Origin of the sequence: Anaerovibrio sp., from assembly GCF_045637405.1 — a bacterium.
Taxonomy (GTDB): domain Bacteria; phylum Bacillota; class Negativicutes; order Selenomonadales; family Selenomonadaceae; genus Anaerovibrio.
Genome location: NZ_JAZTZI010000034.1, coordinates 1 through 16,856, shown reverse-complemented (window position 1 = coordinate 16,856; position 16,856 = coordinate 1). Strand labels below are relative to the sequence as shown.

The following is a 16,856-nucleotide window of genomic DNA, read 5'->3' as shown; positions in this document are numbered from 1 at the left end:
ACGTTGCCGCCTGCGACTACTTCGATGATGGGAAGATCGAATTTCTTTGCGAAATCCCAGTCACGTTCGTCATGCGCGGGAACAGCCATGATAGCGCCTGTACCGTAAGAAACGAGAACGTAGTCGGAAACGAAGATGGGGATCTCCTTGCCGTTTACGGGGTTGATGGCGCGAACACCGTCGAGCTTGATGCCGGTCTTGTCTTTTGCGAGTTCGGTACGTTCAAAATCGCTCTTCTTTGCGGCTTCTGCTCTGTATGCGATGATCTCATCGTAATTGCCGAGGCTGTCTTTCCATTTTTCGATATACTGATGTTCGGGAGAGATTACCATGTAGGTAGCGCCGAAGAGAGTATCGGGACGGGTGGTATAAACTTTGAGCTTATCGCCGGAAGTCGTATCGAAATCGACTTCTGCGCCGTGAGAACGGCCGATCCAGTTGATCTCCTGGGTCTTTACTCTTTCGATAAAGTCGAGACCTTCGAGGTCGTCGATAAGTCTGTCTGCATATTCGGTGATCTTATGCATCCACTGGCTCTTGACTTTATGCTCGTCTTCGCCGCCGCAGCGTTCGCACTTGCCGCCGACAACTTCTTCGTTTGCAAGAACGATCTTACAGGACTTACAGAAGTTAACGGTCATTTCTTTCTTATAAGCAAGACCGCGTTTGAAGAACTGAAGGAAGATCCACTGAGTCCATTTATAATAGTTGGGGTCGGTGGTGTTAATCTCTCTGGACCAATCGAAAGAAAGGCCGAGGGATTTGATCTGATCGCGGAAACGCGCTACGTTCTTTTCGGTAACGATTTCTGGGCGGATGTTATTTTTGATAGCGTAGTTTTCGGTGGGAAGACCGAAAGCGTCCCAACCGAGAGGATAGAGGACGTTATAACCTTCCATTCTGCGCTTTCTCGAAACGATATCGAGAGCGGTGTACGGACGGGGATGGCCTACGTGAAGACCCTGACCGGAGGGGTAAGGGAACTCAATCAGACCGTAAAACTTGGGCTTATTTCCGCCAGTCTCGGCGGCATAGGTCTTTTCTTCAAGCCATTTTTTCTGCCATTTTTTCTCAATCTTTTGTGGCATGTATTTCTCCACAGTGAAGCCCCCCATACGTTTAAGTCTTTTTAACAAAATTTATTTTTTCTTCATGGACTGGCCCTTTACCACTGGAGTGATAACGATATCCCAATCCTCGCGTTTTACCTTAAGAGTGTAATTCTTGATGCCCTCGCGAAACAGCTCCATTTTCAGCTCCAAGAGCTTTCTACCCAGCTTTTCCAAGGTTTCGTCATCAAGACCGGACATGGAAAGACTGTTCTTTCCCGTGCCGAAAATCTTTTCCCGGCGTTTTTTGTCCTCAGCAGCCTCCGCTGCCATAAACTGTGCCTCCATGGTTACTTCTTCCACGTAACCATCCAGCATATCCTTATCAGATAATCCCTTTGGTATCTTTCCCATAGTCTTATCCCCTTCTAGTTCTACTTAGCCCTTCTTGGCCTTGGCCCAGCTGTCCTTAAGACCAACTACACGGTTAAATACCAGCTTTTCAGGAGTAGTATCCTTATCTACTACGAAATAACCGGTGCGCAGGAACTGGTAGTGGGTTCCCACAGCTGTAAAGCTGGCACTTGGTTCAATAAGAGCATGCTCAATTACTTCCAAAGACTGCTTGTTTACAGCTGCCAGGAAGTCTGCTGGCACTTCGCCATTTTCATCAGTTTCAATAAGGTAGTCATAAAGACGAACCTCAGCCTCAATGGCATCCTCGGCGGATACCCAGTGAATAGTGCCCTTCACCTTGCGGTTAGCAGTAGCGCCACCAGTCTTGGACTCAGGGTCATAGGTGCAGTGAAGCTCAACCACATTGCCTGCCTCATCCTTAATAACTTCCTCACACTTAATGATATAACCATGCTTTAAGCGAACCTCACCCTCTGGCTTTAAGCGGAAGAACTTCTTTGGTGCATCCTCCATGAAATCCTCCTGCTCAATGTACAGCTCACGGGAGAATGGTACATAACGGTGAGCAGAGGTATTAGGATTGTTGTCAGCCACCATAAATTCCTTCTGTCCCTCAGGATAGTTGGTAATAACCACCTTCAATGGGTGCAGAACTGCCATGATACGGTCAGCATTTTTATTTAAATCATCACGGACGCAGTGCTCCAGCATAGCCACATCCACCAAGCTGTTGGCCTTGGCCACACCGATTTCCTCACAGAAGGTGCGGAGGGAATTAGGAGTGTAGCCACGACGGCGCAATCCGGAAATAGTAGGCATACGAGGGTCATCCCAGCCGGACACATAGCCCTCCTCCACCAGCTGACGGAGCTTGCGCTTGGAGGTAACAGTATTAGTGAGGTTCAGACGGGCAAACTCAATCTGGCGAGGGCGGGCACCAACCTTGAAGTCCAGTGCCTCCAACAGCCAATCATAGAATGGTCTGTGATCCTCAAATTCCAGAGTACATACGGAATGGGTTATTTCCTCAATAGCATCGGAAAGAGGGTGGGCAAAGTCGTACATCGGATAAATGCACCACTCATCCCCGGTACGATGATGGGAAACATGGGCAATACGATAAATAACCGGGTCACGCATTACGATGTTAGGTGCTGCCATATCAATCTTGGCCCGTAGCACCTTCTCACCGTCGGCAAATTCACCGGCCTTCATTTTCTGGAAAAGCTCCAGATTTTCCTCAGCACTGCGGTTACGGTAAGGGCTCTCCTTTCCTGGCTCAGTAAGAGTTCCACGATAGGAACGGATTTCCTCAGCGGTAAGGTCATCAACGTAAGCCAGTCCCTTCTTAATCAGCTCCACAGCATAGTCGTAAAGCTTGTCAAAATAGTCAGATGCAAAAAACATTCTGTCATCCCAGCTGAAGCCCAGCCATTTAATGTCCTCCTGAATGGAATCTACATATTCCACATCCTCTTTTACAGGATTGGTATCATCAAAACGCAGATTACAAATACCGCCGTTATTTTTGGCAAGGCCAAAGTTCAGGCAAATAGACTTGGCATGACCAATGTGAAGATAGCCATTTGGCTCAGGTGGAAAGCGGGTATGTACTCCCTCAGGATAGTACCCATTCTTTAAATCATCATTTATTTCATTCTGTATAAAGTTGGAACCAACAGAAGTGTTCTCAGCCATATAATCAATCGCTCCTCTAAATCATTTCTGACAGATTTTTTCATCAATGCCTTAAAGTATATCACAAATCAGCCCGTTAGTACACTAAAGGCAAGTCAGGGGTATTGCACTTCTTTTCAACATAATCATTCAAGATTTTATACCCCTTCTTGACCTTGTCTATCTGAGGCAGATGCTCCATAACCCTTGGCAGATATCCCTTTTCCCGAATGCGTATCATTGTCCAGGCAAAATTTATGTCATAGGCCCACATAAGCCGTACCAAAATGCGATCATTGTTGGTGCGGATTTCATTGTAGTCCACCTGCTCTCCACGGACGAATTTATCTATAAAGCCAGGAGCAAAAAGCATTTTTTCGTCCTCAAAGGGAATCTTGGAAAAGGTCTGGATTTTCTTTCCCGTAAGATAAGGCTCCAGCACCCGGAAAATATCCAGCTTGTCCGCATCACGGATAATTCTGGCAAAGAGCAGATGCCGCTTGGTTGGCGGGGCAGCTATATTTTTCTTGTTGTGATTACCAATGGCAAAGAGAAGAATATCCCTGTCCTCCTCACTCAGCTCCTGAAAACATGGCAGCTCCTGAATAACCTTCAGGCCAAGATTGGCATGGTCCTCTGACAAGGCATCAGAAAAGGTACGGTACAGTTTCCACTGGCGGAACCGCCCCACATCATGGAACAGTCCCACCAGCTCCGCCAGCAGCACATCATGTTCATTCAGCTGCAAATGCTGTGCCAGCTCTCTGGTATAGGAGGTTACATACCCGGTATGCAGCTCCTTGGTTTTTATCCCCAGCATAACCTCCTCATCATCTTCGTAGAAGGTTTTAACATATTTATCCATCCAAATATGGGCTCTTTTAACAATTTCTTTCATCATATATCACCGCTTAATTATTCATATTCGATTCTTCTATAATTTTACAAGTAAAAACAAAGGAGCTGTATCCACAGCCCCTTTAGTAGGTTACTTATAGAAGTATATCATAATATGAAGTTTTTTAAAATCTCACATCACATCATATTTCATCACTATTTTTATAATCCGCAATGCACTGTAATATAAAATTGGTCATTGCATCCATCATGAAATTAACAAAGATTGAGCTGTCCTTCTGCTCCTGGCTAGCAGATAAAGCATCAATATATTTAGCCTTATTTTCCTTACGCAATATGCTTGGAAGGAGATTATTTTCCATCTGTATCATATTCATCAGCAAACGACAGGTCCGACCATTACCATCTACCCATGGATGAATAGACACCAGCCGATAATGAGCCTCAAAGGAAAGGGCATATATGGAGGCAACATCATCATATTTCTTTTTTCGCTCCCAGTTAAGCCACTTACAAAAATCATCTAGCCTTTGAGAAATTTTCTGATAACTTAAATAAGACTTACCACCTCGACCAGCACTCACATTAACAAGTCGCAATTCTCCTTTTGAAGAATCAAAGCTCCCCAATGCAGTATTGTATACACTGCCGGTATTTTTCATTACCAACGAAGCCAAATGCTTCAAACACTCAACCGTAATCTCTGGTTTTTTTGGTATCAAACCATTCACATAGTCATAGGCCTGCTTTAAATCCAGATTCATCATCTGCTCAGTGACACTATGCCCCACCGGGACAATATCCTCATCAAACATAAGAGTATTTTCCGTCTCAGTCACTGTTGAGCCCTCAATGGCCGTTGAATGAGTGATAATCGAATACAAATATAGCTTTGCAAAATCTATCTGATTAGATACCCCCAACGAATTGAACTCATCGAGTGCATTATTCAGCCTGTCATATATTGCGTTCATAGGAATCACCAACTCATTTCCTTAGCTTTAGTAAGCCTCCATTTGCTGTAAAAAGTATAGCATAATATAAAGCATTTTGAAATCTCACATCATATCATATTTCATCACATTTTTTAATCTGCAACCTCCTTCACTAAAACCGTAAAATTTTGTAAAATGTTGTAAAAATATATTCCACGAGGTGATGCATTATGTATAAATTTTTATTGACCCTTGTAGTGGCAATTACCATTTGTATCCCCAGCATAGCTAATGCTGGCTTTGGTACGGGAATCGGTATCACCTTCCCTGTGTCCGGCTCCGGATCCAGTGTCCCAAACACTAATTGTAACTACGCCGCCATCCAATTTGATAATATTATTCAAGAGCTTACCGTTGAAAAACGTAACGGAACACTTTTTATGGAGCTCAAGGTTACCAACAGTGGTGATTTGCCTTACAGTATGAGCCATCGGGACGGACAGCTTTATGATTTTGTTATTACTGATAAAAACGGTGAAAAGCTCTGGCAGTGGTCCGATAACATGGTCTTTACCCAGGCACTGACATCTTCTTCCATTGACGCCCATAGCTTTGCGGTTTATAAAGTAGAACTGGACAGCAAAATCTTTCACAAAATCAAGGACAGTGCCATCCTTGTTACTGCCTACATGTTAGATACCCCTTATAAGCTGTCAACAAAGGTTCCCACCTGGACTGCTGCCAACGGAACACCTATTTTTATTCATGGTGGTATAATTCTTGGTAATTGACCTGCTGCCAATCACAGAGTAATAAATAAAAATGGAGGCTCACAACACGAGAGCCTCCATTTTCGTTTGTTGAAGATTATATTCCTTTATTTCACAAATACCACGTTGCCCTGGCCAAGGAAGCCGGTGAGTTGGTTCTCACTCAGAATCTTAGCCGCATCGGCAGCGGATACCACCGGATTTACAAAGCCCTGAACTGACTGAGCCCGTACAATAAGAGGATTGTTGCCGGCACGGGAAACACCACTGTTAATGCTTCGGGCATAGCCCACATAGCCCTTGTTTACCACCTGATCATAGCTGAAATTGGCCTGACCGTATACAAGCTGATGGTCCGGCGTGAATACCCCCGGTGCCATGGCAGTTTCCAGCCCAAGTCCAGTGCAGTCAACGATGAGGCCAGTGTATGGGCCAGTACTTACTGGAATCTCTGGCACAAAGGTAGTTGCTGCCGGAAGTGGAGCCGGAGTAGTGGCAGTTGCCGGCATTACAGCTGCTGCCAGGGACTGGGCACCATGAACAGGGACCTCAATAACTACATGATAACCATCAGCATCCTTATACCTCTGGACTACCTTGGCGCCATTAATCATACCATTGATACGGGTTTTGATCACATCACTGGCCATAACGCTGTCCCGGACAGTGGTCTCAGAATCGATATATACCCCCTGAGCCTCCTCCAGTGCATTGCGCATAGCATCCATTTTGGCGGCTCTGTAGCCTGCCGCCGGATTAGGATTTTGCAGGGCACTCACGCCCTCAACCTTGATAACCCCATCTGTGATGTCAGTTGCCGCAAAAGCTGTACAACCCATGAGCATCATTGCCAAAGCAACAATTACCGAAAATACCTTTTTCATAAAAATTCCTCCCAATTTTTTATATATTTTTTATGACTACTTATTTAAAACTTTTATTTATGTATACGCCAATATTTCAATGTGCCATTGGCTATATCCTCTGCAGCATCCAGCCCTGCCTTTTCCATGGCCAGTCTTTCAGCTTCCTGAGGGGTATTGGCGATAATTTCATAGGTTTCATAAAATCCATTCAAAACTGTTTTTCTCATACAATCATAGGCCTGAACCTTCACTGATGACTTTGCAATATAGCCCGTTCCTGCCGGAGCGGCTTCCAGCTTATCAATGCTGGCCTCACCGATAATAGCGAAGTTTGCCATAATTGAATTATTATCTATCAGGCTTTTTACAGAACCAAGATATTTGCCATAGGATTCTGCACCGGATAAAGACCTCACAATTCTTATATCGTCATCTTCAACCTCTGTCTGAAATCCCGAATTGCTAAATCTGTGATTAAAGGCTTCATGAAGGCTGTCACTAAAGCCCTGATTGTCTGAAGTATTCACCGCCCTCATTAATATACTGGCTGTCATGGCATCATTTGCTACCTGTTTATTTCCCACATATTCCTGAAAATCCTTATTTAGCTTGGAATGATTTACGGTAACCTCAGCTATAACCATCATTTGAGAATTACTGGTGTCCCTGCTCAACACCTTACAGTCACTGACATAATCGCCATATCGGTCTATCATCTGTGAAAATATACTGGTGGGGTCCCCTTCTGCCCTGGTTTCATGGGAAAGCACCTTGAAAACGGCTCTTTTTTTGGCATCCTCCACGGCTTTATTAGCCATGCCTGCCGGAGCACTACCGCTTATCTTCACCACGTCCAGAGGTGATGCCTCAACTCCTCCATGGGTAACTATGCCGCAAAGCAAGGATATCAATAAGAAAATAAATAGTATTTGCCATTTCATTTTTATGTAGCGTCTGTTCATGGTGCCCATCCTCCTTCCACGGCAATCATGATACATCATTAAAAATTACTGAACCTGAAGAATAATTTTTGTGGTGCTTTCCAAAGGCACAAGAGACAATCCATTGCTGGCTGCCGCCCTGACTATTTCCTGTGACAGCTCGTAAAGATTCTCCCAGCCCTGAGCAATAAGCTTCACCCTGTAGGCACCGTTTGAAGAAAAGCCCGCCCTGGTAATCCGGCACTTGGCACCCTCCAACAGGCTGTTAAAAAAAGTGCTTTGGTTTGCCCTATCCCACAATCCGTGGATCTCCACTGTGGTATTAAGGTTATTTACGCCACCACGGTTTTCAAACTGCATTGTTTTCAGGGCTGCTCTTGCCAAATGCTCCGTAGCCGTGGCTGCTGCTTCCCTTCTGGCTGCAAACAGTGCCTCATCTGCAGTCTTGCCAAGCCCCACAAACTGTTCCATATAACTATTGGCATATCCGTTTTGAATTCCCACAAGGGAGAAGCTGGCTTCCACAACCCCCTTGTAATACCCACTACTGTCACGGGTAACATTCACATCTCTCAAGGAACCAGCCAATACGGAGTTTGCCTCATTATCACCATCATTTCTGGCAATTCTTCTAAGATCCGAAGGATACGGAGTAAGACTGTGGGTTAAAAGCGGGGACACGCCTTCATTTTCAACCATCTGGATTCCCATATCACTAAGGTACTGACCTACGATGTTCACAGCCCGTTCATCCCGTCTTATACTTCCATCTATACCGTAATCTACCACAGCTACATTTGCCACCCTGGGCTCCAAGGCTGCTGCCATAGCCTTGGCCACATCATCCTTATATTTTGTTTCAATGCTGGTATCATCAGCATCCAAATCTGCCCTTACCACATAAACATCACCTTCAATGCTTTCTGATACTACTTTATTAATCCTAACATAGCCAGTGGAACGGGCCATTATTTTGTCTACTACCAATACGCCCATATCCACCTCGCTATTGCTGCGGATATACATTCCAACCTTGGATTCCAAAAGGGTTCTCATGGCATCTCTCAGGGCCATTTCCCTGGCCTTCTGGGCATCCCCATTATATACAGCTACTCCTTCCACAATTTCTGCAGAGCAAATTTGCTGATTAAGGTATCCGCCGCAAAGCAGGAATGCTCCAAAAGCTATCATAGGAATAAGCCATTTTTTCTCTATACATTTAATCATATTCCCATCATCCTTTTCCTGCCCACTATCTTTTCCCTCGAAATCTCAGTACATACTATTTGTTTTGCCCTCCCAGCTCCTGGGCCAGTCCCAAAAGCAATGCGGCATAAATCTGATTATCATCAGAATCAGTGCTGGTGCCCGGCGGCAGCTTAACCGTTCTCTCATACAATCTACTCAGCTCCCGCTTTTCCTTGCCTTCCACTGGACTCTTTGTCAGCCACACCTTGTGCAAAGTCGTGTATACGTTATTCCCCGAATCCACTACTTCACTGGCCAGCCCTGATATATCCAATCGTATAGAATGGCCGGGATTACTCATATTTACATCCACCTTACCATTGGCACTGTCAAGGCTTAGCTTATAGGCTCCGTTTATCATGCTGTTAACCAGCTCCTGCCCGCCAACTGCCGGTGGGTACATTACCCGTTTGGTCTTTTTCTGATAAGCTGATGTGAAACAATAGCCCACCAGAAATTTTAAATCCTCAGCTTCTTTTCCTGTAAACAGCTCCTTGGCCATCTCTGATGACATATCAACACCAGTTACCTGGTACGTGTCCATACCCAGCTTTGCTTTATCATCCCTTAGATTGCCCTTTATATTGGAAAAGCTGATAGGATCCTTCATCATCTGCCGCACCAATGAAATAAACTTCCCCTTCTTTTCCCCTTCACTTATGGGAGTATTGTGGATATTCAGCCATCTGTCATTGCTGGGATTATATCTGGAAAGCCCTATAGTTTCGGCCTCCACCATAGGCACAAGCCCCAAAAGCCTCAAACTCACCGGATTGCCATCTGCCGTTACCCTGGTTATATCCAAATTTTCCTCCGGCATACAGAACATCAGTGAAATCCCTGCAATAACAGTTGAAGTATACGCTGTTTCCAAGGAATTATTATTAACTGTATCTATAGAAGTGCTGACCATTATAGTAGGGTAAAGAAATATCTTATCACTGTCTGTAATATGCTCGTTGGTGCTATGGTAGGAATCCGCCGTAGCCACTCTGACCTCATAGGGCAAATCTCCTTCATCAGCCATTTGCTTCAGTCGTTCCCCTATTATACGTTCCACCTGTTGGCGGGTATCCTCATCAATATGTACTTTATTGATGGAATTTTCGTATGTCAGGGCTGGTTGAATATAAACCACAGGTTTTTCAGCGTATACACTCCTTATTGGAAGTACCACCATAATTACCAGTATAAAAATAATATCCAGTGCCCACCTCATATCTCATCCCCCATTAGTTGGCATCATCAACTTCCTTGTAATAAATATAGCCCCTTTGCCCTATAGGGCAATTAGAGGCTAATTAGAAAAATATTAAAAAATTCCATTTATCCGTTTTTTATCCACTGTCAACAAATCTGGCTTTACCGTGCAGCCTATGGTTATGACCTGTACTCCTGCAGCCCTTGCCTGTTCCATGGCTTCCCCAAAGGCTGGATGGGTTTCAATATTTGGACGGACCTCTCTGACCTTGGGCATTTGCACCACAAAGGCTATTCCGGCCCTATACCCTTCCTTTTTAGCCTTAATAAGCTCATGGATGTGTTTCACCCCACGCTGGGTAGGCGCATCGGGGAAAAAGCCTATGCCTTCTCTTTCAAGGGTACATCCCTTTACCTCCAGTAAATACTTTTGCCCCTGTCGCTCCATATAAAAGTCGATTCTGGAAGCACCATAGGTATATTCCGGCTTTATATAATCAAAGCCTTGAGTGGCCAACCATTCTGCCATAACCTTATTAGGGGCCTGACTATCGATGTTTATAAGGCCCAATCCGGCTTTCTCCACGGCTATTAAATCGTAACGGGTTTTACGGTTAGGATTGTCTGCTTCTGAAAGCACCACATCCACGCCTGGCAGGAGAAGCTCCTTGCACCTGCCCGTATTTTTTACATGCACCGTTTCCACCGCATTACCAATTTCAACCTTGGCTACAAAACGATTTGGCCGTTCAATAAACTTGGCCCTTATTACTTTTCCATACTGCATATATTTCTCCCAGCTTTATCCCTTCCGCAGACGGTCAGCGGCTTCTTTTATTTTCCTCTGGTCAACGTCTACTTTATTCATAGCCCGAAGGGATTTTTCAAAGTTCTGATAATTTACTCCTGTGGAACTGTCCACGCTGTCCTTCCACTCATTCAGAAGCATGGCACTGCCTATAAGCATGGCAACATTTCTGGTCTGGTCCCCACCACAAAGTAAGGCCTGTGCTGCAAGGAAGGTTACTTCGTCCCTTCCACGGGCAAAGCATTCATCCTTTAGCATAACAAGCTTCTTGGCCTCTGCCAAACGGGCATCCTCTGCAGGTATCATATTAAAAAACCTGTTGGCATCTATTTCAGGCATCTTCACTGTCTTGCCGGAATTGCCCTTCTGCATTACCATATCCACCGAGGAATCATAACCGGCGGTGGAAGCATTAATTCCGTTTACATTTACCAGCTCCGCCTCTACGCCATAATCATTAAGCAGCTCATGGGAAACTGCCGCCGCCCGACTACTAAGTTCAAAGCCTGCCATGTAGTAAGAAATCATCTTTTTGTAGGAATTCTGAATTTCCTTCTTGGACGGAGCAAAGAGGCTGAAAACATTAAAGGCCTCTGCTTTGCTGTTCAGTCCCATATCGGCGGTAAACTCATTCTGCACTATCTGCCCTGCCCCCAGATTTAATCCCAGAGCCAAAGCAATAGCTACTGCCAGCTTCTTTTTCATATCCATCACCCTTTTTCATTTTCATTATCCTTATCCAAAGAATAACACGCAAAAAAAGCAACTGCAATACAGAGGCCCCTTATTTAACGCAAGTTTAATGAGTGATGGGCTTTTATAATTTATTTTTTAAACATTTATAATTAAATTTTAATCATTAGAAAAGGCTATAACCATCCCTTGTATACAGGACGGCTATAGCCTTTAATTTCATATTAAGCTTTAATAATTAAGCTCTAAACTTGCGCTTACGAGCTGCCTCAGACTTCTTCTTACGGCGAACACTTGGCTTCTCATAATGCTCACGCTTTCTAACCTCAGCGATGGTACCAGCTTTCTGGCTCATGCGCTTAAAGCGGCGGAGTGCGCTGTCAATGCTCTCGTTCTTACCAACTTTAATTTCGTTTGCCATCTATTTTTCCCCCCCTCCAATTGACTTGGGAGTGTATTTCATAACTACACCCGATTATTATACACAAAGATTTTAGCCATGTCAATATTTCATGGGAATTAATCCCCATGGCCCAATGGTGTATGTCAACCTGGAGGCCACTGCATGGAACGACCACCTAACAGGTGGAAATGCAAATGGTTGACGGTCTGGCCGCCTTCTGCGCCAGTATTGGCAACTACACGGAAGCCACTATCTGCAACGCCCTGTTCCTTTGCAATATTAGGAATAACTTCACAGAGAATGTGGCCTGCCAGCTCCTTGTCCTCAGACTTTAAGGCTGCAATACTAGCAACATGCTTTTTAGGGATAACAAGCACATGTACTGGTGCCTGAGGCTCCAAATCCTTAAAAGCAATGACTTGGTCATCCTCATATACAACAGTGGAAGGAATTTCCTTATTTGCAATTTTACAAAAAATACAATCTGCCATTTCGGTACACCTCCCTTTACATCATGCTTAAATGTTACTCACACTTGTATATTTTACCATATACGCCGTCTTTATACAATTTTTCAAGTCGCACTTTATATAGTTCCCCAGTCTCAACTTCGTCATCGGTATAAACCCGAATATAAGTATCCGTAAGCCCATCCGTAATGCCATCAGTGTTGGTTTCAAAGAGAACCTCCTGAACCGTTCCCAAATACTGGCTATGGAAATCATTGGCCATCTCCTGGGCCAGGGACTGAAGTCTATGTACCCTATCCTTTTTCACAGGCTCAGGCACCTGATCCGGCATTTGGGCAGCAGGAGTACCAGTACGTGGGGAATAAGGGAATACGTGCATTCTGGCAAAGCCCAGTGTCTTGATATACTCAAGGCTTTCAGCAAACATTTCCTCTGTCTCCCCCGGGAAGCCTACAATAACATCGGTGGAAATTGCAACTCCCGGAACCTTTTCCTTTACGTTTTCAATCAAAGCCGTAAATTCGTCCCGATTATAGTGACGGTTCATCCTTTTCAGCACCTCGTCAGATCCCGCCTGTAGTGGTAAATGGAGGTGATGGCTGAACTTCGGATGAGTCTTAATCAGCTCCAAAAGCTCCGGGGACAACTCAATGGATTCCAAGGAGCTGAGGCGAAGGCGCCTAAGACCTGGCAAATCCAGGATTTCCTTGGCCGCATCATAGAGAGAGGTACCATCCTTGAAATCCTTGCCATAGGCACCAAGGTGAATACCGGTAAGCACAATTTCCTTAAAACCATGATCCAACAGCTTTTTGGCTTCACTACGAATACTGTCCAGCTTGCGGGAACGAAGGGGACCTCGGGTATAGGGGATAATACAATAGCTGCAAAAATTGGTGCAGCCCTCCTGAATTTTCAAAAAAGCTCTGGTTCTGGCAGGCATTTCATAAAGTGGAATATCCTCAAACTCCCGCACCTTCATAATGTCATCAACCCGGTCAATAATACCATCTTCTGCCATGGCCTGCTCAACATAGTTAACAATATTAGCTCGGTCACTGGTGCCAAGAACAACACGGACCCCCTCAATTGCCTTAACCTCATCGGGAGCCGCCTGGGAATAACAGCCCGTAACTGCAATAATTGCCTTGGGATTAAGGCGCTGAACACGGCGAATGAGCTGGCGTGACTACTTATCGCCAAAGCTGGTAACAGAGCAGGTATTAATAATATACACATCAGCCACATTGGTATTTGGAACTATATCATAGCCGGACTGTTTAAAAAGCCCCTCCATAGATTCCGTTTCAAACTGGTTTACCTTGCAGCCCAGCGTTATAAACGCCACTGTAGACATTAGCTTCTACCTCCTAAGTCACCTTTTTCATACTGGATAATTGACATGGCTGAAACAGCCGCCGTTTCAGCCCGAAGAATTCTGCTGCCAAGACTTACGGAAGGTATGCCCAACTTTTTGGCGTACTCCGCCTCATCAAGGGAAAATCCCCCCTCCGGGCCAATGACCACCGCAAACCGTTTCTGGCTGCACTTCGTCAAAAACTCCTTTATTCCCGTCTGTTCCTCATTCTCATAGCACATGCAAATGGCCACATCATCCTGATGAGCCGCCATTTCCTCCAGCCATTTCTTCAAGGGCTGAATTTCCTCAACCTCAGGGAGACGGCTTCTGCCACACTGTTTTCCCGCCTCATTGGCAATCCTTTGCCATTTATCCTGCTTTGTCTTAGCCTTCTTTACATCATAGCGCACCACGCAATTATCGCTGGTCAAGGGAACAATAAGGTTTATGCCTAATTCCGTAGCCTTTTGGACAATAAGCTCCAGCTTATCTCCCTTTGGCAGACATTGGGCCAGAGTAATTTCCACATTGGATTCTGTATTTTCATCAATATATGCCACCAGCTCCATCTCCACGCTCTTTTCTGTAAAGCCAGTCATGACATATTCCCCAACCCTGCCTTCATTATCAGCCACTACAATATGGTCTCCCTCCTTGGAGCGCATCACACGGGAAAGGTGATGGGCATCAGGGCCGGTTATAGTTATTTTTTCCTTTAATAAATCAGATATAAAGATTCTTCTCATTATTAAGCCTGCTTTTTAAAAGTTATACATGCCCATCCCTTGTTCTCCATGCGCTTAACCACGCCATAACCATGGGCTGATGCTGCATCAATTACATCATCAATACGATCCTCAATAATGCCGCTTGTAAGGAGAGTACCATCTTCCTCAAGATGCTCATCCAGCTGATCAAAGAGGCGAATAATAATGTCAGCCACAATATTGGCAATAACCAGATTGGCCTTGCCCTGTACGTTCTGCATCAGATCGCTCTGGGAAACGGAAATCACATTCTCCACGTGATTTTCCTCCAGATTTTCCTGGACGATCTTTAATACAGATTCATCGTAATCCACTGCCTGAATATCCTTTGCTCCCAGCTTGGCAGCAATAATTGACAAAATTCCGGAGCCTGTGCCCACATCAAAAACCTTCATGCCTGGCTTTACCAGCTTTTCCAGTTCGCAAATACACATGGAGGTGGTGGCATGGGTGCCTGTACCAAAGGCTGCGCCCGGGTCCAGCTCCACAACGATTTCATCATCCTTTGGCTCATATTGTTCCCAGCTAGGCTTTATAACGATGCGATCTCCCGGCTTTTCCGTATGAAAGTACTGCTTCCAGGTATCAGACCAGTCCTCATCTGCCAGCTCACTGGTGGTAATAATACCAGGGGCAATGCTGACGCCACGGCCTTCAAGGGCCTTTACCTCCTGCCTAAAGGTCTGGAGCTTCCCCTCCAGCTCTCCATCCACTGCCAAATAGGCCTTTTCTGTAACCACCTCAGTTTCAGTGGCAATAGGGATATCTGTGTAGTCCCATTTCCCGGAGGTAATATAGTCGTTTACCAGCTCCGGATCCTCAATAACCACCCCAGTGGCACCCAAGTCGTTGAAAATCTCTGCGATAAGCTCCGTAGCCTCATGGGTTGTCTGAATACTTATTTCACACCACTTCATATTTCTCGCTCCTTAAAAAATCTCCTATACATGACGAATACCCTAGACGCATAACGCGCCCAGGGTAAATACATCAATTAATTCTTAAACAACTTCTTCATCTTATTAAAGAAGCTGTCCTGTTCAGGATTTACTTTTTTCCCGCTGATTTCGCCAAACTCCCTCAGGAGCTCCTTCTGCTTATCAGACAGCTTCTGTGGAGTCAGAACCTTGATACGAACGTGCTGGTCTCCAAAGGAACCAGAACGCCTTAAAATAGGAATTCCCTTGCCACGGAGACGCATAATGGTGCCGGACTGAGTACCAGCTGCCACCTTCATCTCAACCTTCCCGTGGATAGTAGGCACCTCTATGGTGTCACCCAACGCAGCCTGAACAAAGGAAATAGGTACCTCGCACATTACATCAGCGCCCTCGCGGCTAAACAGCTCATGACGCTTAATGTAGATATATACATAGAGATCACCGTTGGCACCGCCGCGCTTACCAGCCTGGCCACCGCCGGCCACTCTGATGCGCTGGCCCTCGTCGATACCAGCCGGGATATTAACCTTGATCTTCCGCTGAACCTTCTTTTGGCCCTTACCACCGCACTCCTTACATGGAGTTTTTACAATCTTTCCGGTACCACTGCAGCGACCACAGGTGGAGGTGCTCATCATACGGCCCAACGGAGTATTGCGCACAGTCTGAACCTGGCCGGTTCCATGACACTGCGGACATTCCTCAGGAGATGTTCCCTCTGCAGCCCCAGTACCATGACACTTTTCACAGTTCTCTGTACGAGGAATATTAAGCTCAACTTCCTTGCCAAATGCAGCTTCCTCAAAGGTAATCTCCAAGTCATAGCGAAGGTCTGCACCCTGCTCAGGACCAGGACGACGGGAACGGCCGCCAAAGCCACCGAAGCCGCCACCGCCACCAAAGAAGGTTTCAAATATATCTCCGAAATCTCCGCCGCCAAAGCCACCGAAGCCGCCACCGAAACCACCGGCTCCGCCACCAGGGCCGTCAAAGGCCGCATGGCCAAACTGGTCATACTGCGCCTTCTTCTGAGGATCCTTAAGAACGTCATAAGCCTCGTTGATTTCCTTCATCTTGGCTTCTGCTTCTTCCTTGTTATCACGGTTACGGTCAGGATGATATTTTATTGCCATCTTGCGATATGCTTTTTTTATTTCAGCCTCGGAAGCCCCCTTCTGGAGTCCCAGGACCTCATAATAATCTCGCTTTTCGCTCATATAATCCACCTTATCCTATCAAGTATGGGCTGCCACCATAAGGCAGCAGCCCATATATACTACAATACTTTTATGCATTATGCAATAGCTGCATCTTTGCCTTCAATAAAATCGGGATTACTTATCTTCCTTAACCTCAGTGAAGTCTGCATCTACTACATTATCATCCTTTGGCGCCTGCTGAGCACCTGCACCGGACTGACCGCCCTGTGCCTGCTGAGCCTGCTGTGCAGCCT

At 45.5% G+C, this 16,856-nt stretch carries 17 protein-coding genes and 1 pseudogene; 1 reads left to right on the top strand and 17 read right to left on the bottom strand.

Annotated elements, in window-relative coordinates; translation table 11 throughout:
- The 5 genes from ACKI5G_RS02800 to ACKI5G_RS02780 form a co-directional block, all read right to left on the bottom strand.
- A partial coding sequence (locus ACKI5G_RS02800; RefSeq protein WP_407397445.1) for a class I tRNA ligase family protein occupies window positions 1-1,100 on the bottom strand: 1,100 nt, incomplete at its 3' end.
- A gap of 39 nt (window positions 1,101-1,139) precedes the next feature.
- On the bottom strand, window positions 1,140-1,463 hold the full coding sequence (locus ACKI5G_RS02795; RefSeq protein ID WP_027397301.1) for a hypothetical protein: 324 nt from the start codon (window positions 1,461-1,463) through the stop codon (window positions 1,140-1,142).
- Between the two features lie 24 nt (window positions 1,464-1,487).
- Window positions 1,488-3,164: a glutamine--tRNA ligase/YqeY domain fusion protein gene (locus tag ACKI5G_RS02790; protein ID WP_407397443.1), complete on the bottom strand. Its 1,677-nt coding sequence runs from the start codon at window positions 3,162-3,164 to the stop codon at window positions 1,488-1,490.
- Window positions 3,165-3,240: 76 nt separating this feature from the next.
- Window positions 3,241-4,044 carry an HD domain-containing protein gene (locus tag ACKI5G_RS02785; protein WP_407397441.1) on the bottom strand — a complete coding sequence of 268 codons (804 nt, stop codon included), beginning with the start codon at window positions 4,042-4,044 and terminating at the stop codon, window positions 3,241-3,243.
- A 139-nt stretch (window positions 4,045-4,183) separates the two neighbouring features.
- A complete protein-coding gene (locus ACKI5G_RS02780) occupies window positions 4,184-4,975 on the bottom strand; it encodes a Fic family protein (RefSeq protein WP_407397439.1) in 792 nt (263 codons plus the stop codon).
- A gap of 191 nt (window positions 4,976-5,166) precedes the next feature.
- Between ACKI5G_RS02780 and ACKI5G_RS02775 the strand changes: the two genes are divergently transcribed.
- Window positions 5,167-5,727, top strand: coding sequence for a BsuPI-related putative proteinase inhibitor (locus ACKI5G_RS02775; protein WP_407397437.1), 561 nt, complete (start codon window positions 5,167-5,169; stop codon window positions 5,725-5,727).
- Between the two features lie 86 nt (window positions 5,728-5,813).
- Here ACKI5G_RS02775 and ACKI5G_RS02770 read toward each other — a convergent pair whose 3' ends face one another.
- From ACKI5G_RS02770 to dnaJ, 12 genes and pseudogenes are all read right to left on the bottom strand, one after another.
- Window positions 5,814-6,590, bottom strand: coding sequence for an LPP20 family lipoprotein (locus tag ACKI5G_RS02770; protein ID WP_407397435.1), 777 nt, complete (start codon window positions 6,588-6,590; stop codon window positions 5,814-5,816).
- Window positions 6,591-6,643: 53 nt separating this feature from the next.
- Window positions 6,644-7,534 carry a hypothetical protein gene (locus tag ACKI5G_RS02765; protein WP_407397433.1) on the bottom strand — a complete coding sequence of 297 codons (891 nt, stop codon included), beginning with the start codon at window positions 7,532-7,534 and terminating at the stop codon, window positions 6,644-6,646.
- Between the two features lie 45 nt (window positions 7,535-7,579).
- Window positions 7,580-8,740, bottom strand: a complete 1,161-nt coding sequence (locus ACKI5G_RS02760) for a hypothetical protein (RefSeq protein WP_407397431.1) — start codon at window positions 8,738-8,740, stop codon at window positions 7,580-7,582.
- Window positions 8,741-8,795: 55 nt separating this feature from the next.
- Entirely contained in the window at window positions 8,796-9,980 is a 1,185-nt protein-coding gene (locus tag ACKI5G_RS02755; protein WP_407397429.1) for a hypothetical protein, read from the bottom strand.
- 93 nt (window positions 9,981-10,073) lie between these two features.
- A complete protein-coding gene (gene sfsA, locus ACKI5G_RS02750; RefSeq protein WP_407397427.1) occupies window positions 10,074-10,748 on the bottom strand; it encodes a DNA/RNA nuclease SfsA in 675 nt (224 codons plus the stop codon).
- A 15-nt stretch (window positions 10,749-10,763) separates the two neighbouring features.
- Complete coding sequence (locus tag ACKI5G_RS02745) at window positions 10,764-11,474, bottom strand: hypothetical protein (RefSeq protein ID WP_407397425.1); 711 nt, start codon at window positions 11,472-11,474, stop codon at window positions 10,764-10,766.
- A gap of 226 nt (window positions 11,475-11,700) precedes the next feature.
- The gene (gene rpsU / locus ACKI5G_RS02740; protein WP_027397292.1) at window positions 11,701-11,883 is read right to left on the bottom strand and encodes a 30S ribosomal protein S21; all 183 of its coding nucleotides are present in this window, start codon (window positions 11,881-11,883) and stop codon (window positions 11,701-11,703) included.
- Between the two features lie 125 nt (window positions 11,884-12,008).
- Window positions 12,009-12,356 carry a histidine triad nucleotide-binding protein gene (locus ACKI5G_RS02735; protein WP_407397423.1) on the bottom strand — a complete coding sequence of 116 codons (348 nt, stop codon included), beginning with the start codon at window positions 12,354-12,356 and terminating at the stop codon, window positions 12,009-12,011.
- A 34-nt stretch (window positions 12,357-12,390) separates the two neighbouring features.
- A pseudogene (gene mtaB / locus ACKI5G_RS02730) lies at window positions 12,391-13,692 on the bottom strand (tRNA (N(6)-L-threonylcarbamoyladenosine(37)-C(2))-methylthiotransferase MtaB).
- Window positions 13,692-14,441, bottom strand: a complete 750-nt coding sequence (locus tag ACKI5G_RS02725; protein ID WP_407397421.1) for a 16S rRNA (uracil(1498)-N(3))-methyltransferase — start codon at window positions 14,439-14,441, stop codon at window positions 13,692-13,694. The pseudogene mtaB and the gene ACKI5G_RS02725 overlap by 1 nt, the downstream one beginning before the upstream one ends.
- 2 nt (window positions 14,442-14,443) lie before the next feature.
- Entirely contained in the window at window positions 14,444-15,379 is a 936-nt protein-coding gene (gene prmA / locus ACKI5G_RS02720) for a 50S ribosomal protein L11 methyltransferase (RefSeq protein ID WP_407397419.1), read from the bottom strand.
- A 77-nt stretch (window positions 15,380-15,456) separates the two neighbouring features.
- A complete protein-coding gene (gene dnaJ / locus ACKI5G_RS02715; RefSeq protein ID WP_407397417.1) occupies window positions 15,457-16,620 on the bottom strand; it encodes a molecular chaperone DnaJ in 1,164 nt (387 codons plus the stop codon).
- Between the last annotated feature and the right edge of the window lie 236 nt (window positions 16,621-16,856).

Coding starts and splice junctions, on each gene's coding strand:
- ACKI5G_RS02795 (WP_027397301.1), bottom strand. CDS start 1,463: ATGGGAAAGATACCAAAGGGATTATCTGATAAGGATATGCTGGATGGT.
- ACKI5G_RS02760 (WP_407397431.1), bottom strand. CDS start 8,740: ATGATTAAATGTATAGAGAAAAAATGGCTTATTCCTATGATAGCTTTT.
- rpsU (WP_027397292.1), bottom strand. CDS start 11,883: ATGGCAAACGAAATTAAAGTTGGTAAGAACGAGAGCATTGACAGCGCA.
- ACKI5G_RS02790 (WP_407397443.1), bottom strand. CDS start 3,164: ATGGCTGAGAACACTTCTGTTGGTTCCAACTTTATACAGAATGAAATA.
- ACKI5G_RS02735 (WP_407397423.1), bottom strand. CDS start 12,356: ATGGCAGATTGTATTTTTTGTAAAATTGCAAATAAGGAAATTCCTTCC.
- ACKI5G_RS02775 (WP_407397437.1), top strand. CDS start 5,167: ATGTATAAATTTTTATTGACCCTTGTAGTGGCAATTACCATTTGTATC.
- ACKI5G_RS02780 (WP_407397439.1), bottom strand. CDS start 4,975: ATGAACGCAATATATGACAGGCTGAATAATGCACTCGATGAGTTCAAT.
- dnaJ (WP_407397417.1), bottom strand. CDS start 16,620: ATGAGCGAAAAGCGAGATTATTATGAGGTCCTGGGACTCCAGAAGGGG.
- ACKI5G_RS02765 (WP_407397433.1), bottom strand. CDS start 7,534: ATGAACAGACGCTACATAAAAATGAAATGGCAAATACTATTTATTTTC.
- prmA (WP_407397419.1), bottom strand. CDS start 15,379: ATGAAGTGGTGTGAAATAAGTATTCAGACAACCCATGAGGCTACGGAG.
- ACKI5G_RS02755 (WP_407397429.1), bottom strand. CDS start 9,980: ATGAGGTGGGCACTGGATATTATTTTTATACTGGTAATTATGGTGGTA.
- ACKI5G_RS02770 (WP_407397435.1), bottom strand. CDS start 6,590: ATGAAAAAGGTATTTTCGGTAATTGTTGCTTTGGCAATGATGCTCATG.
- sfsA (WP_407397427.1), bottom strand. CDS start 10,748: ATGCAGTATGGAAAAGTAATAAGGGCCAAGTTTATTGAACGGCCAAAT.
- ACKI5G_RS02785 (WP_407397441.1), bottom strand. CDS start 4,044: ATGATGAAAGAAATTGTTAAAAGAGCCCATATTTGGATGGATAAATAT.
- ACKI5G_RS02745 (WP_407397425.1), bottom strand. CDS start 11,474: ATGAAAAAGAAGCTGGCAGTAGCTATTGCTTTGGCTCTGGGATTAAAT.
- ACKI5G_RS02725 (WP_407397421.1), bottom strand. CDS start 14,441: ATGAGAAGAATCTTTATATCTGATTTATTAAAGGAAAAAATAACTATA.